Source organism: Mycolicibacter sinensis (assembly GCF_001667945.1).
GTDB lineage: Bacteria > Actinomycetota > Actinomycetes > Mycobacteriales > Mycobacteriaceae > Mycobacterium > Mycobacterium sinense_B.
Window position 1 is genome coordinate 21677 of sequence record NZ_LZJK01000128.1, and the last position, 14110, is coordinate 35786.

Sequence of the window (14110 nt, forward strand, 5' to 3'; positions counted from 1 at the left end):
CTGACGACGCGACATAGGCGTGTCGTGTCGTCAGATTCCGATTCGCGGCCCGCGGGGCGGCGATCGGCTACCGCCCGAGCGGGTGTTCGTCCAAAAAGGCGTCCACCACTGCCTGCGGGTCGGCGCCACCAGCCACTTGGCGGTGCATGTCGACCAGGGCAGCGGTGTCCAGCACCCCGGCCACCTGGTTGATCGCCAGCAGTTGGGCTTCGGTCAGCGCATTGCGCCGGTACAGCGGCACCACGTTCTCCGCGCGCACCAACGCCGGTGTGCCGTCGGCGAGCATCACGGCGTCGTCGGGCGCCCCGGGATCGGCCGTAGTGGTCCACGCCGCGGTGATCCGGCCGCCGCGCAGCGCGGCGAACAAGGCAGCGTCGTCAGCGAACTCACGCAGCCTGGGCAGTACGCACCGGCCCACTGCGGCTGGTGGCCGCGCACCGGTGACGGCGCCGACGGTCAGCTTGGCGCAGTGCTGTACCAGCGCACGCAGATCGGCGCCGCCCCACGCGGTCGCGGTGGCTTTGGTCACGGCCACGGTGGGCTTGTCGGCGGCCGTCATGGCGTAGTCGCCGACCGCGAGGCTCTCCGGCAGGGCGCCGGCCAACGCCCAGTAGACCTGCCGGTCGGAGCGCGCCGCGGAGTCCGGGGCGAACACCGCCAGGAATCGGCCGGTGAAGCCGGGCACCACGGTGATCTCGCCGGCATCGAGCGCGGCGACCGGGTCGGCGACGGGTGCGACGCGCACCGGGGCACCCGAGCCACGCAGGGCGCTGGCGTACAGGTGCGCCAGAACCTGCGATTGCGGGTCCGGTGACGTTCCCACACTCAGCAGCGGCGGGGCGAGCTGCCCGGTGCAGCCGGCGATCAGCAGCGCTGCCCCTATGAGCGCCAACGGGCGCAGGTGATGTCTTTGCAGCCGGGGCACCGTGCGCTCAGGACGCTGAGCCGGCGGCCGCCGCGACCGCCGCAGCAACGGCCGGTTCGACCCGGGGGTCCAACGGGCTCGGCACCACCCGATCCGGCGCCAGGTCGTCGGCGACGACGGAGTAAATCGCTTCGGCAGCAGCCAGTTTCATCGCCTCGGTGATCCGGTGGGCGCCGGCGTCCAGCGCACCGCGGAACACGCCGGGGAAGGCGAGCACGTTGTTGATCTGGTTGGGGAAATCGCTGCGGCCGGTCGCCACCACCGCCGCGTACTTGGCCGCCAAGTCGGGGTGGATCTCCGGGTCCGGATTGGACAGCGCGAACACCACACCGCCCGGGTTCATCGAGGCGATCAACTCCTCGGGCACCACTCCCCCGGACGCGCCCAGGAACACGTCGGCGCCGGCGAGAGCCTCGGCGAGCCCGCCGGTGCGACCACCGGGGTTGGTGCGCTGCGCCAGCTCGGCCTTGACATCGTTCATGTCGGTGCGGTCCGGATGCAGTACGCCCTGCGAATCCAGCACGATCAACTCCGAGATGCCCACCGAGAGCAGGATGTTGGCGCAGGCCACGCCGGCCGCGCCCGCGCCGGAGACCACCACCCGCAACGACGAGAGATCCCGGCCGAGCACCTTGGCCGCCCCCATCAGCGCCGCCAACGCCACGATCGCGGTGCCGTGCTGATCGTCGTGCATCACCGGGCAGTCCAGCGCCTCGATCACGCGGCGCTCGATCTCAAAGCAGCGCGGGGCGGAGATGTCCTCCAGGTTGACCGCGCCGAACGTCGGGCGCAGCCGCACCAGGGTCTGCACGATCTCGTCCGGATCCTTGGTGTCCAGCACGATAGGAATGGAGTCCAAGCCGGCGAACGTCTTGAACAGCGCGGCCTTGCCCTCCATCACCGGCAGCGACGCCGCCGGACCCAGGTCACCCAACCCGAGGACGGCACTGCCGTCGCTGACGACCGCCACCAGCCGGTGCGCCCAGGTGTAGCGGGCCGCGAGCGTGTGATCGGCCGCGATGGCACGGCTGACCTGCGCCACCCCGGGGGTGTAGGCGATCGACAGCGCGCGCTGGCTGTCCAGCGGGGCCTTCAGGTCGACGGAGATCTTTCCGCCCATGTGGGCTTCGAAGATCTCTTCGTCTCCAATGACGATCGGCGAGTTGTTCGCCGTATTCGCAAGGTTCTCGGACATCGATAGTCCAGGGTACTGTGCGCGCTCTCAAACCCTCAGGTCGGCCGGGCTGTGCCACCGGGCGGCTCAACGCGCGGCGTTGAATTCGATAGGCACGGTGACCGGTCCGGTGATTCCGATGATGGCTTTCCAGGGGGCCGGGCCGCTCCGCCGTGGGTTGGGCAGGCACCGGGTGATGACGCGCAGCGCCTCGATGAGTTCAAGCCGGGCCAGATGGGACCCGAGGCAGTAGTGCAGGCCACCGCCGAACGTCAGGACCGGCGCTGCGTCACCGCGGGTGATGTCCAGGCGGCCGGGGTGGGTGTACACCTCCGGGTCGCGGTTGGCGGCGGCGATGTTGGCGACGACCAGGGTGCCGGCGGGAATGATGACCCCGCCGAGTTCGACGTCGTCAACGGCTTTGCGGAGCGTGCCGAAGACCACGGGGTAATAGCGCATGAGTTCCTCGGCGGCGCGCGGTGCCAGTTCCGGGCGTTCGGCCAGTGCCGCCCATTGCTCGGGGTGATCGCAGAGCGCCTGGACGGCGGCGGCCAACTGATTGCGGGTGGTGTCGGTGCCTGCGCCCAACAGAGTCGCTGCGAGCATCAACAGCTCGGCGTGGGCGAGTCGGTCACCGTCGTCTTCCGCGCGGATCAGGTCGGAGAGCACGTCATCGGTCAGGTTTGCGCGCCGCGCGGCGACCAACTTCTCGAGGTAGGCGTCGAGGCTCTGCCAGGCCGCCAGGATCGCCGGAGCGTCGTTCCCGACGTTCCAGTCGAAGATCTTCTTGATGTCATCGGTCCAGTCCGAGAACAGTTGCCAGTCTTGGCGCGGCACGCCCAGCAGCGCGCAGATGATCGGCGTCGGGTATCGCCGGGCGATCTCGCTGACCACGTCGCAGCGGCCACGAGGGGTCAGCGGCGCAACCAAGTCGGTGATGACCGCGATGATCAGTGACTGCAGCCGCCCGGCGGAGCGGGGCGCGAAGGCCTTGGACACCAACCGGCGCAGCCGATGATGCTGCTCGCCGTCGAGGCTGAGGATGTTGCGAACGGCCCGGTCCCACAGCGGTCCCGAGGTGATGCCCTGCAGATCCAGCCCGAGGCCTCGGGCGGTGGCAAACCGCGGGTCGCGCAGTACGGTACGCACCAGCTCGTAGCTGAGGATCTCGGGTCCGTGCGGTCCCATCGCCAGCGGTGCTAGCTGCCGGGCCGCGGCGATGCGTTGGTGCGCTGCGTCCGGGTCGTGCAGATGGTCATACGCCAGCCGCGGGAGATCGGCGCTGAAGATGTCGGGGCGGCTGCTGGTGGGGACGGTCGTCATGGGGGCCTCCTTGGTCGGGTGACATCGACTATCGGAGGGGCCGAAGGCAAAACCATCGGTCAGGACGCGTAGATCGCCGCGGGCGGGGTCGTAAATCCGCGCGCAATCTACGCGTATGTGCTGATGTTTTGCCCTACCCGGCCACCGCATGCTGGCTAGCATGAGCGAACGCGTTGACACGCCGCTGGTGACGTGGAGTGAGGTGGGCGTGAACGAGCTGCCGACCGGAACGGTGACGTTGCTTCTGGCCGACGTCGAAGGCTCCACCCGGTTGTGGGAATCCCAACCGGATGAGATGACCCTGGCGGTGGCACGGCTGGATCGCACCCTGGCGCAGCTGGTTGCCACCTACCGGGGCGTGCGGCCGGTGGAGCAGGGCGAGGGCGACAGCTTCGTGCTGGCCTTCGCCCGGGCCAGCGACGCGGTGGGGTGCGCGCTGGAGCTACAGCGGGCACCGTTGGCGCCGATCCGGCTGCGTATCGGCCTGCACAGCGGTGAGGTGCAGCTGCGCGACGAGGGCAACTACATCGGCCCCACCATCAACCGCACCGCGCGCCTCCGCGATTTGGCGCACGGCGGCCAGACCGTCCTTTCCGGGGCGGCCGAAGCACTGGTGGTCGACTGGCTTCCCGCCGATGCCTGGCTGATCGACCTGGGCTGCCATCCGCTGCGGGGCGTACCCAAGCCGGAACGGGTGGTGCAGCTGTGCCACCCCGATCTGCGCAACGAATTTCCTCCGCTGCGAACAGCGGGACCCGTTGGCTCACAGCACCTTCCACCGCAGCTGACCCGATTCATCGGACGCACCGGCCAGATGTCCGACGTGCGAGCGCTCCTCGCCGACAACCGGCTCGTCACCTTGACCGGCGCCGGGGGCGCCGGCAAGACCCGCCTGGCGGTCGAGATCGCGGCGCTGTCGGCCGAGGAGTTCAGCGGCGGCGTGTGGTATGTCGATCTCGCGCCGATCACCGACCCGGAACTGGTGCCCGTGGCCGCGGCACGTTCGCTGGGCCTGCCGGACCAGCCGGGCCGCTCCACCATCGACACTCTCATCCGATTCCTCGGCGAGCGGAACATGCTGGTGGTGCTGGACAATTGCGAACATCTGCTCGACGCCACCGCAGCCCTGACCATCGAACTGCTCGGCGCCTGTCCAGAACTGCGGTTCCTGGCGACCAGCCGGGAGTCGATCGCGGTGGACGGCGAGGTCACCTGGCGGGTGCCGTCACTATCGCTGCTCGACGAGGCCGTCGAACTGTTTGCCGACCGGGCGCGGCGCGCCTGCCCGGACTTCGTCCTCACCGACGCCAACGCGACCACGGTCGCGGAGATCTGCCGACGTCTCGATGGAATGCCCCTGGCGATCGAACTGGCCGCAGCGCAGATTCGGGCGCTGTCGCTGGAGGAAATCCTGGACGGTTTGCATGACCGCTTCCGACTGCTGACCGGCGGCGCGCGGCGAGCAGTGCGTCGACAGCAAACCCTGCACGCCTCCGTCGACTGGTCGCACACGCTGCTGACCGACCCGGAACGGGTGCTCTTCCGTCGATTGGCCGCCTTCATGGGTGGCTTCCATCTCGACGCCGCGCAGTTCGTGGCGAGCGGCGCTCCCATCAAGGGCCACCACGTGCTCGATCAGCTCACCCTGCTGGTCGACAAGTCACTGGTGGTCGCCGAAAACGCCACGGGCCGAACCCGTTACCGCATGTTGGAGATGGTGCGCCAGTATGCCCTGGAAAAGCTGGGCGAATCCGGCGAGGCCGATGACGCCCGCAGTCGTCATCGTGATCACTACACGGCCTTGGCCGCCACCCTCGACACCCCGAACAGCGATTCCCACGCCCAGGCGCTCGAACACGTCGAATCCGAGATCGACAACCTGCGTGCCGCATTCGCGTGGAGCCAGGAGAACGGCGACATCGAACTGGCGATGGGCCTGGCGTCGTCGCTGTTGCCGATCTGGCTGTCTCGCGGGCGCATCGTGGAAGGGGCGGCCTGGTTTGATGCCGTCCTCGCCGCCGACGGCGCCGATCTGCCCCGCCCGGTACGCGCACGGGCGCTGGCCGACAAGGCACTGCTCAACGCGTGGGGCTTGGCGTTGGACAGCACCGAGCAAGCCCAGGAAGCCGTGGCGATCGCCCGCGAACTCGACGATCCGGCGCTGCTTGCCAGGGCGCTCACCGCCTGCGTGGGCATTGCCGCCTATAAGGCGGAGGTAGCGCGGCCGTACTTCGCCGAGGCGATCGAGATCGCCCGCGGGCTGGGAGACCAGTGGCGGCTGGCCCAGATCCTCGGGTGGAAGACGTACGCAGCCGTGGTGGCGGGCGACCTGATGGGGGTCCGGGAGGCCGGCGAGGAGGGCCGTGAGCTGGCCGAATCCCTTGGCGACCAGTTCCACTCGCGCTACTGCCGCAACTGGCTGGGGACGGCCAGCTACATGCAGGGTGATCTCGCCGGGGAGGCCGCACGGTGCCGGGAGATGATCACCGAGGCCGACGCGGCCGGCGACATGCTCAATCGGTTCCTCGGCCTACAGAACCTCGCCCTGGTGTTGGCATTCCAGGGCGAGACCAGCCAGGCCGAGACCGTGGTGGGTGCGCTCATCGACACCGGCGCAGTGCTGAGCCGGGTACACGAGGGAGTCGCCCACATGGCGGCCGGCGTCGCCGCCCTGGCCCGCGGCGATGCCGCCGCCGCCAAGCAGGCGCAGGACCTGATGTGGCATCACATCGGCGTCCACGACGAAATCGCGGCCATATTCCGTTGGTGCCGAGCGGAGACGGCCCTGGCCGCCGGCGATCTCAGCGCCGCGCAGCAGTGGGCCGATGAGGGTGTCGCCGCAACGACCGGGTGGTACCGGATCATGGGACTGGTGCCGCGTGCGCGCGTGGCCATCGCCCGGGCTGACCCGCGGCGGGCCGAGCGTGATCTGCACGAGGCGCTGGCGATCGCCGCCGAAACCAAGGCGCAGACCGGGATTGCGGAGGTTTTCGAGTGCCTGGCTGCCGTGGCGTGCAGCACCGGCAGCCACCGCGAAGCGGCCCGCCTTTTCGGAGCGGCCGACGGGCTCCGGCAGCGCATCGGCGCGGTTCGCTTCAAGTATCACGACGGGGCATACGAAGCATCGGTGGCAACGCTGCGTAACGCCATGGCGGCCAAGGACTTCGAGCAGGCCTGGGCCGACGGTGCCACGCTGTCCACTGACGAGGCGATCGCGTACGCGCAGCGCGGCCGCGGCGAACGAAAGCGCCCGTCGAAGGGCTGGGGCTCGTTGACCCCGACCGAGCTCGACGTCGTCCGCCTCGTCAGCGACGGTCTCGGCAATAAGGACATCGCCGCAAGGCTTTTCGTCTCACCGCGTACCGTGCAGACGCACCTGACTCACGTCTACACCAAGCTGGGGCTGACCTCCCGGGTACAGCTCGCCCAGGAGGTCGCCCGCCGGGCGTAACGCTGTTAGATCAGGCCGAGCCCGGTGACCGCGTCACGCTCCTCGGCCAGCTCGGCAGTGGAAGCGTCGATCCGGCCGCGGGAGAAGTCGTCGATCTCCAGGCCCTGCACGATGCTCCAGTCGCCGCCTGCGGTGGTGACCGGGAACGACGAGATCAGGCCTTCCGGCACACCGTAGGAGCCGTCGGAGATCACCGCCATCGACACCCAGTCCCCGTCCGGGCTGCCCAGCAGCCAGTCCCGGGCGGCGTCGACGGTGGCCGACGCCGCCGAAGCGGCCGACGAGGCACCGCGCGCGTCGATGATCGCCGCGCCGCGCTTGGCGACGGTCGGGATGAAGTCGTTCTCGATCCAGGCCTGGTCGCCGACGACCTCAGCGGCGTTACGCCCGCCGACCTCGGCGTGGAAGATGTCGGGGTACTGGGTGGCCGAGTGGTTGCCCCAGATCGTCATCTTCTTGACGTCGGTGACCTTCACCCCGGTCTTGGCGGCCAGCTGCGAGATCGCCCGGTTGTGGTCCAGGCGGGTCAGCGCCGAGAAGCGCTCCTTGGGGATGTCCGGGGCGTTGCTCATCGCGATCAGCGCGTTGGTGTTGGCGGGGTTGCCGGTCACCCCCACCCGGATGTCGGAGGCCGCGACCTCGTTGAGCGCCTTGCCCTGCGCGGTGAAGATCGCGCCGTTGGCCTCCAGCAGGTCGCTGCGCTCCATACCCGGGCCGCGCGGGCGGGCGCCGACCAGCAGCGCCAGGTTCGCGCCGTCGAAGATCTTGTTCGCGTCCGAGCCGATCTGCACCCCGGACAGCAGCGGGAACGCACAGTCGTCGAGCTCCATCACCACGCCCTCGAGCGCCTTGAGGGCGGGCTCGATCTCCAGCAGACGCAGTTCGATCGGCCGGTCGGGGCCCAGCAGCGAGCCACTGGCCAGGCGGAACAGCAGGCTGTAGCCGATCTGACCGGCGGCGCCGGTGACGGCCACCTTGAGTGGGGTTGTGCTCACGTCAAGTGCTCCTCGAACGGGTTCGGCTTGGTCTGGGATTGGTCCGGGTCGAAACTAGCGCACCGCCGGCGGCACGAAAACTCCGGACCCCGGCCGAACCGCGCTGACCGGTCGGTTTGGGTCCAGGCGCGTAGCATTTCACCGGCAGTGTGCGCCGGAGGGAGGGCCGCCATGACGGCGTTGCGCGACCCGGTTCCCCGGGTGTTGATCGACTGCGGCGTCTACGCCGACGGCGACCGGATTCCCGGCGAGTTCACCCCGGCCGGGGCGATGGCCAAGGTGCGCCAGATCGAGACCGATGGGCGCGAGGCGTTCGTCTGGGTAGGCCTGCACGAGCCCGACGAGCGCCAGATGCAGGCGGTGGCGGCGACTTTCGACCTGCATGAACTGTCCGTCGAGGACGCCGTGCACGCCCACCAGCGGCCCAAGCTGGAGCGCTACGACGAGACGCTGTTCCTGGTGCTCAAGACCGTCAACTATGTCCCCCACGAATCGGTGGTGCTCCCCCGCCAGATCGTCGAAACCGGCGAGATCATGATCTTCGTCGGCAAGAATTTCGTCGTCACCGTCCGCCACGGCGAACACAGCGGCCTGGCGCAAGTCCGCAAACGCATGGAAGCCGACCCCGAGCATCTGCGGCTGGGCCCGTATGCGGTGATGCACGCCATCGCCGACTACGTGGTCGACCGCTACGTCGAGGTGACCAACCTCATGGAAAGCGACATCGACACCATCGAGGAGGTGGCGTTCGCGCCCGGCACCCGCACCGACGTCGAACCGATCTACCAGATCAAGCGCGAAGTCGTCGAGCTGCGGCGCGCGGTCGCGCCGCTGTCGGTGCCGTTCCAGCGGATACAGACCGACTACAAGGACCTGATCTCCAAGGAGGTGCGGCGCTACCTGCGGGACGTCGGCGACCACCAGACCCGCGCCGCCGAACAGATCGCCAGCTACGACGAGATGCTCAGCTCCCTGGTGCAGGCGGCACTGGCGCGGGTCGGAATGCAGCAGAACACCGACATGCGCAAGATGTCGGCCTGGGCCGGCATCATCGCCGTCCCCACCATGATCGCCGGGATCTACGGCATGAACTTCGACCACATGCCCGCGCTGCACTGGACGTTCAGTTATCCGGTGGTGCTGTGCGCGATGGTGGCCATCTGCACACTGTTGTATCGCGCGTTCCGCCGCAACGGCTGGCTCTGAGCGCACCTTCGCCGGCCGCGAACGTGCACTGTTGCACGGCAAAACCGGCGTGTCGGCGGGCAAACACGCGCTCTCGCGCAGGAAGTTACCCGGGCTGGGAGGCCGGCCGGTTCGGGTCGAACACGTCCACCCCGTCGGCCTGCCAGGCCTCGCGCATCGCATCGGCGCCCTTGAGCCGCACCCAGGCGGCCTCGGTCGCGGTGATCGGGGTGGCCGAGCAGAACCGCACCGGTTCGCGCGGGGGCTCCAGCGGCAACTCGGCGATATCACTCTCGCCCAGCAGCAGCGCGGTGAACGGCACCGCCCCCGACTGCCGGCTCCACAGCGGCTCCCCGAGATCCATCAGCGCGTCGGGGGCCAAGACCACGCCCTCCACCACCGGTGCGGCCGCCACCGCGGCGAGGCTGCGGGCCAGTCCCGCGTCGGAACCCGAAATCCGCAGCCGCAGAACCAGTTCTGCGCGGGGACCGTGTACCGGGTCGGCCAGGATCTGGCCCGGATCTCCCATCGGATGCCGCGAGCAGCCCACCGAGACGTAGTGCACCATCCGGTCGGGGCCGGGGCCGAACCGCAGCACCTCGATGGGCTCGACTCCCAGGAAGGTCACGCGCGCCGCGTCGGGCTCTGAGGTGATGCCCACGGCGGTGAAGTGCGCCCGCAGGTGGGCGCGCACCCGCTCCAGATCGTCACTCACCGGCGGTTCACCGGCCGGCCGGCGCGACGCTGAGGTTCACCCCGGACTTGGCGTCGAACACCACCACCTTGCCGGCGTCCAGGGCCAGCTCGATCGGCTGCCCGCCGGCCGCCTTCGACGCGGCGGGAACCCGTGCCACGAGTTCGTTTTCGGCCGACGTACCGGCCGGCTCGTTCGGGGTGAAGTACAGGTATTTGTCGGCGCCGAGAGATTCGACGAGGTCGACGCGCGCGGAGAACGTGACCGCCCGGTCGCGCTGGGCGCCGTCGAGCAGCCCGGCGTCGCCGAGATGCTCGGGGCGCACCCCGATGACGACCTCATTGCCGTGCGGCTGGGGATGACGGCCGATCGCGTCGCGGACCTCCGCGGCCAGCGGGATCTCCCCGAACGCCACTCGCGCGCCGCTCGGGGTCAGCGTGCCGGGGAAGAAGTTCATCGCCGGTGAGCCGACGAATCCGGCGACAAACAGGTTGGCGGGCCGCTCGTAGAGCTCGTCGGGGGTGCCGATCTGCTGGGCGATCCCACCGTGCATCACCACCACCCGGTCGCCGAGCGTCATCGCCTCGGTCTGGTCGTGGGTGACGTAGACGGTGGTGGTGCCCAGCCGCCGCTGCAGCCGGGCGATCTCACTGCGCATCTGCACGCGCAGCTTGGCGTCCAGGTTCGACAGCGGCTCGTCCATCAGGAACGCCTTGGGCTGCCGCACGATTGCCCGCCCCATCGCAACCCGCTGACGCTGCCCACCGGAGAGCTGCGACGGCTTGCGATCCAGAAAATCGGTCAGGTCAAGGATTTTGGCGACCTCGGCGACCTTCTCGGCGATCTGCGGCTTCTTCATCTTGGCCAAGGTCAACGGGAATGCGATGTTGCCGCGCACCGTCATATGCGGGTAGAGGGCATACGACTGAAACACCATCGCGATATCGCGGTCCTTGGGCGCGCGCTCGTTGACGCGTTCGCCGCCGATGCGCAGCTCCCCCGACGAGATCTCCTCCAGGCCGGCGATCATGTTCAGTGTGGTGGATTTTCCGCAGCCGGACGGGCCCACCAGGATGATGAACTCGCCGTCGGCGATGCTCAGCGACAGATCTTTGACCGCCACCGCGCCGTCGGGGTAGCTCTTGGTGATGTGGACGAGTTCGATCTCTGCCATCGGCCTATCCCTTCACCGCGCCGGAGGTCAGTCCCGCCACGATCCGTCGTTGGAAGATTAGAACAAAGATGATGATCGGCACGGTGATCACCATCGCGCCCGCGGCGATGGAACCGGTCGGTTCCTCGAACTGCGAACTGCCGGTGAAGTTGGCGATCGCCACCGGAGCGGTGATCGAGGCTTTGGTCGCCGTCAGCGACAGCGCCAACAGCAGGTCGTTCCAGGCGAAGATGAAGACCAGGATCGCCGCGGTGACGATCCCGGGCGCGGCCAGCGGCGCGATCACCTTGCGGAACGCCTGAGCCGGTGTGGCGCCGTCCATCTTGGCGGCCTTCTCCAGGTCCCACGGAATCTCTTGGAAGAACGCCGAGAGCGTGTAGATCGCCAGCGGTAGCGCGAAGGTGATGTAGGGGATGATCAATCCCGGCCAGGTGTCGAACAGGCCGGTCGCCCGCTCGATGTTGAAGATCGGTGTCACCAGCGATATCTGGGGAAACATCGCGATCAGCAAGGCGGCCCCGACCAGCAGCCGCTTGCCTGCGAAGTCCAGGCGCGCCACCGCGTACGCGGCCATCGCGCCGATCACCACCGCGATCACCGTGGTGATCAGGCCGATACCGACGGAGTTGATCAGCGCCGACCCGAAGACGTCACCGGCAAAGATGCCGCGGTAGTTGTCCAAAGTCACCGACGACGGAATCAGCTTGCCGTCCTTGACCGTTGATGTCGGTTTGAGCGACAGCGACAGGATCCACAGCACCGGCACCAGCGCATAGACCACCACGGCCAGGTCGACGATCAGCCAGGCGGTGCGGCGGCGAAGGTCGGTCATTTCTGGCCCGATCCCGGCGCCGCGGCGCCGAACACCTTGACGAACACCCAAGCGATCAGCGCCACGCAGACGAAGATCAGCACCGAGATCGCCGATCCCAAGCCCACGTTGAAGCCCTTGAAGAGGTTGTCGTAGCCCAGGATCGACACCGAACCGGTGTTGTTGGAGCCGTTGGTGAGCACGTAGATGTTGTCGAAGATCCGGAACGCGTCCAGGGTGCGGAACAACAACGCCACCAGGATGGCGGGTTTCATCATCGGCAGGATGACCTTGACCAGTCGCCGCCAGGCGCCGGCGCCGTCGACCTGCGCCGCCTTGAGCAGATCGTCGGGGACCAGGGCCAGCCCGGCCAGCAGCAGCAGCGCCATGAACGGCGTGGTCTTCCACACCTCGGCGGCCACCACGATCGCCAGCGACGGCAGTTGGTGGGTCAACGGCGCGCTGCCGTCCGGCAGCAGATTCGCCAGGTATCCGGTGCCCGGCGTCCAGGCGTAGTACCAGCTGTAGGCGGCCGCGACCGTGACGATGCCGTAGGGCACCAGCACCGCGGTACGCACCATGCCCTTGGCGAACAGGCTGCGGTGCATCACCAGCGCCAGCGCCAGGCCCAGCACGAACTCGATGGCCACCGAGACCACGGTGATGCCCGACGTCACCGCAAAGGCGGTCCACCAGTAGGAGTCGGTCAAGGTGGTCTGGTAGTTGGCCAGGCCGACGAATGCGGTATCGCCCGGCGTGGCCAGGTTGTAGCGCAGCAGGCTCAGCCAGATCGCGTAGCCGATCGGATAGGCCGTCACCGCCAGCATCAGGATCACCGCCGGGGCGACCAGCGCCACGGCCAGCCGCCGCTGTGATCGTTCATCCGCACGGGACGTCACGGGATCAGCCCCTTGCCGTCGATGGCCTTTTGCACCTGCACGGTGAGCTCGTCGGCGGTGCGCTCCGGGTCGATGGCCGTGATCGGCGCCAGCGTCGCCGATATCCGGGTCGACACCGCCTGATAGACCGGTGTCGCCGGACGTACCGCAGCGTTGGTGAGTTGGTCGCGAATCAGGTTGTGGTGCGGGTACTTCAGCTGGAACTGCGGGTCGGAGTACACCGAGGCACGCACCGCGGGCAGGCCGCCCTCGATCGCGACATATTTCTGGTTGGCCGCATTGCGCAGACAGCGCACCGCCTCGAACGCCTCGGCGCGATGCCGGGTGGTCTTGGCCACCGCGAGGTTCAGCCCGCCCAGGGTCACCTTGGCCGGGTGGCCGTCGGAGACCGCCGGGTACGGCGCGAACCCGAGCACGCTGCGGCTGGCGTCGTAGGCGATCCGGTACTGCTCGTCGCTGGGCGCGAACGAGCCGACACTGTCGATGCTGCCGGCCAGATCCGAACGCCGGTCCAGCGGCAGGAATCCGACCCCACCCTTGACCGCGTTCTCCAGCATGGACGGCAGCACGAACGGCCAGTTGACCTCCAGTGCCGCCTTACCCTGCTCGAAAGCCAGCCGGGCGGTGCCCTCATCGCTTTGGGTGATCGACGGATCAGCACCCGGGGCCGAGGCCACCTGCTGCATGATCCGCAGGGCGGCGACGGTGGCAGCCCGATGTTCGGCGGTGTCGGTCAGGGTGACCGTCTTGCCGTCGTCGTCGAGCACCCGCCCTCCGGCGCTGGCCAGCAGCGTGTTGAACCACACCACCAGGCCTTCGTATTGCTTGGCCTGCACCGCGATCCAGCTCGGTTTGCCGGCGGCCTGCAAGCGGGCCGCCTCGGCGACCATTCCATCCCAAGTCGACGGCGCCGTGGCCATCAGATCCGGCCGGTACCAAAGCAATTGGGTGTTGGTGATGAGGGGGGCGGCATACAGGCGCTGTCGCCAGCGGGCGGTGGCCAGCGGGCCCGGCAGGGTGTCGTCTTGGGCATCGGCCTCGGCTTTGCCGGCCGGATCGGCCGACAGCGGCAGCGCCCAGCCGGCCTCGGCGAACTCGGCGGTCCACACCACGTCTAGGCCCATCACGTCGAGCGTGCGGTCATTGCCGGTGAGGCGCCGGGCCAGCTGCAGGCGCTGGTCGTCGGCGGCGCGCGGCAGGCTGAACTGCTGAATCCGGTAGCGGCCACCGGCCTGCTCGGTGCAGCGCCGGGCGATGGCGCGGAACGTGGCGGTGTCGTTGGCCGGGGTGTACACGCTGATCACCAGACCGTCACCGGCTTGCCCGGCCGAACCGCAGGCCGCTCCCGCCGAGGCGACGCTCAGCGCCGCCAGCGCGGCCGCGCCCAGCCGCCGTACGCGACCGCGCCGACTCGCCACGCCACCCGCCTCCCGTTGCCGCTTCGTGCCACGACGGTAAGGCCGCCCGACCGCGCTGTGC

Annotated in this window: 11 protein-coding genes; 2 read left to right on the forward strand and 9 right to left on the reverse strand. The window is 68.8% G+C overall.

What is annotated here, in order from left to right; translation table 11 throughout:
* Nucleotides 1-67: 67 nt before the first annotated feature.
* From A5694_RS16640 to A5694_RS16650, 3 genes are all read right to left on the reverse strand, one after another.
* A complete protein-coding gene (locus tag A5694_RS16640; RefSeq protein WP_064923196.1) occupies nt 68-901 on the reverse strand; it encodes a glycine betaine ABC transporter substrate-binding protein in 834 nt (277 codons plus the stop codon).
* Nucleotides 902-932: 31 nt separating this feature from the next.
* Nucleotides 933-2120 (reverse strand): NAD(P)-dependent malic enzyme, encoded by a 1188-nt coding sequence (locus A5694_RS16645; protein ID WP_064923149.1) that lies wholly within the window; start codon nt 2118-2120, stop codon nt 933-935.
* A 66-nt stretch (nt 2121-2186) separates the two neighbouring features.
* The gene (locus tag A5694_RS16650) at nt 2187-3422 is read right to left on the reverse strand and encodes a cytochrome P450 (RefSeq protein WP_064923151.1); all 1236 of its coding nucleotides are present in this window, start codon (nt 3420-3422) and stop codon (nt 2187-2189) included.
* Between the two features lie 160 nt (nt 3423-3582).
* On the opposite strand from A5694_RS16650, the gene A5694_RS16655 reads away from it, so the two are divergent.
* Complete coding sequence (locus A5694_RS16655; RefSeq protein ID WP_064923153.1) at nt 3583-6873, forward strand: helix-turn-helix transcriptional regulator; 3291 nt, start codon at nt 3583-3585, stop codon at nt 6871-6873.
* A gap of 5 nt (nt 6874-6878) precedes the next feature.
* On the opposite strand, the gene A5694_RS16660 is transcribed toward A5694_RS16655, so the two are convergent.
* Nucleotides 6879-7868, reverse strand: a complete 990-nt coding sequence (locus A5694_RS16660; RefSeq protein ID WP_064923155.1) for a malate dehydrogenase — start codon at nt 7866-7868, stop codon at nt 6879-6881.
* Nucleotides 7869-8039: 171 nt separating this feature from the next.
* Here A5694_RS16660 and corA point away from each other — a divergent pair, with 171 nt between their 5' ends.
* On the forward strand, nt 8040-9074 hold the full coding sequence (gene corA, locus A5694_RS16665; protein WP_064923157.1) for a magnesium/cobalt transporter CorA: 1035 nt from the start codon (nt 8040-8042) through the stop codon (nt 9072-9074).
* 85 nt (nt 9075-9159) lie between these two features.
* Here the strand turns inward: corA and A5694_RS16670 are convergent, their stop codons facing one another.
* Genes A5694_RS16670 through A5694_RS16690 form a run of 5 tightly spaced genes read right to left on the reverse strand, consistent with a single transcriptional unit; the run spans nt 9160 to nt 14049 of the window.
* Nucleotides 9160-9768, reverse strand: a complete 609-nt coding sequence (locus tag A5694_RS16670) for a suppressor of fused domain protein (RefSeq protein WP_064923159.1) — start codon at nt 9766-9768, stop codon at nt 9160-9162.
* A gap of 7 nt (nt 9769-9775) precedes the next feature.
* Entirely contained in the window at nt 9776-10921 is a 1146-nt protein-coding gene (locus A5694_RS16675) for an ABC transporter ATP-binding protein (protein ID WP_064923161.1), read from the reverse strand.
* Between the two features lie 4 nt (nt 10922-10925).
* Nucleotides 10926-11753, reverse strand: a complete 828-nt coding sequence (locus A5694_RS16680) for a carbohydrate ABC transporter permease (RefSeq protein ID WP_064923163.1) — start codon at nt 11751-11753, stop codon at nt 10926-10928.
* On the reverse strand, nt 11750-12631 hold the full coding sequence (locus tag A5694_RS16685; RefSeq protein WP_064923165.1) for a carbohydrate ABC transporter permease: 882 nt from the start codon (nt 12629-12631) through the stop codon (nt 11750-11752). Before A5694_RS16685 ends, A5694_RS16680 begins: the two co-directional genes overlap by 4 nt.
* Complete coding sequence (locus tag A5694_RS16690) at nt 12628-14049, reverse strand: ABC transporter substrate-binding protein (protein ID WP_064923167.1); 1422 nt, start codon at nt 14047-14049, stop codon at nt 12628-12630. Before A5694_RS16690 ends, A5694_RS16685 begins: the two co-directional genes overlap by 4 nt.
* Between the last annotated feature and the right edge of the window lie 61 nt (nt 14050-14110).

What these genes read in the sequence shown, in the direction of transcription:
- corA (WP_064923157.1), top strand. Translation starts at nt 8,040, where the DNA reads ATGACGGCGTTGCGCGACCCGGTTCCCCGGGTGTTGATCGACTGCGGC.
- A5694_RS16675 (WP_064923161.1), bottom strand. Translation starts at nt 10,921, where the DNA reads ATGGCAGAGATCGAACTCGTCCACATCACCAAGAGCTACCCCGACGGC.
- A5694_RS16645 (WP_064923149.1), bottom strand. Translation starts at nt 2,120, where the DNA reads ATGTCCGAGAACCTTGCGAATACGGCGAACAACTCGCCGATCGTCATT.
- A5694_RS16680 (WP_064923163.1), bottom strand. Translation starts at nt 11,753, where the DNA reads ATGACCGACCTTCGCCGCCGCACCGCCTGGCTGATCGTCGACCTGGCC.
- A5694_RS16655 (WP_064923153.1), top strand. Translation starts at nt 3,583, where the DNA reads ATGAGCGAACGCGTTGACACGCCGCTGGTGACGTGGAGTGAGGTGGGC.
- A5694_RS16650 (WP_064923151.1), bottom strand. Translation starts at nt 3,422, where the DNA reads ATGACGACCGTCCCCACCAGCAGCCGCCCCGACATCTTCAGCGCCGAT.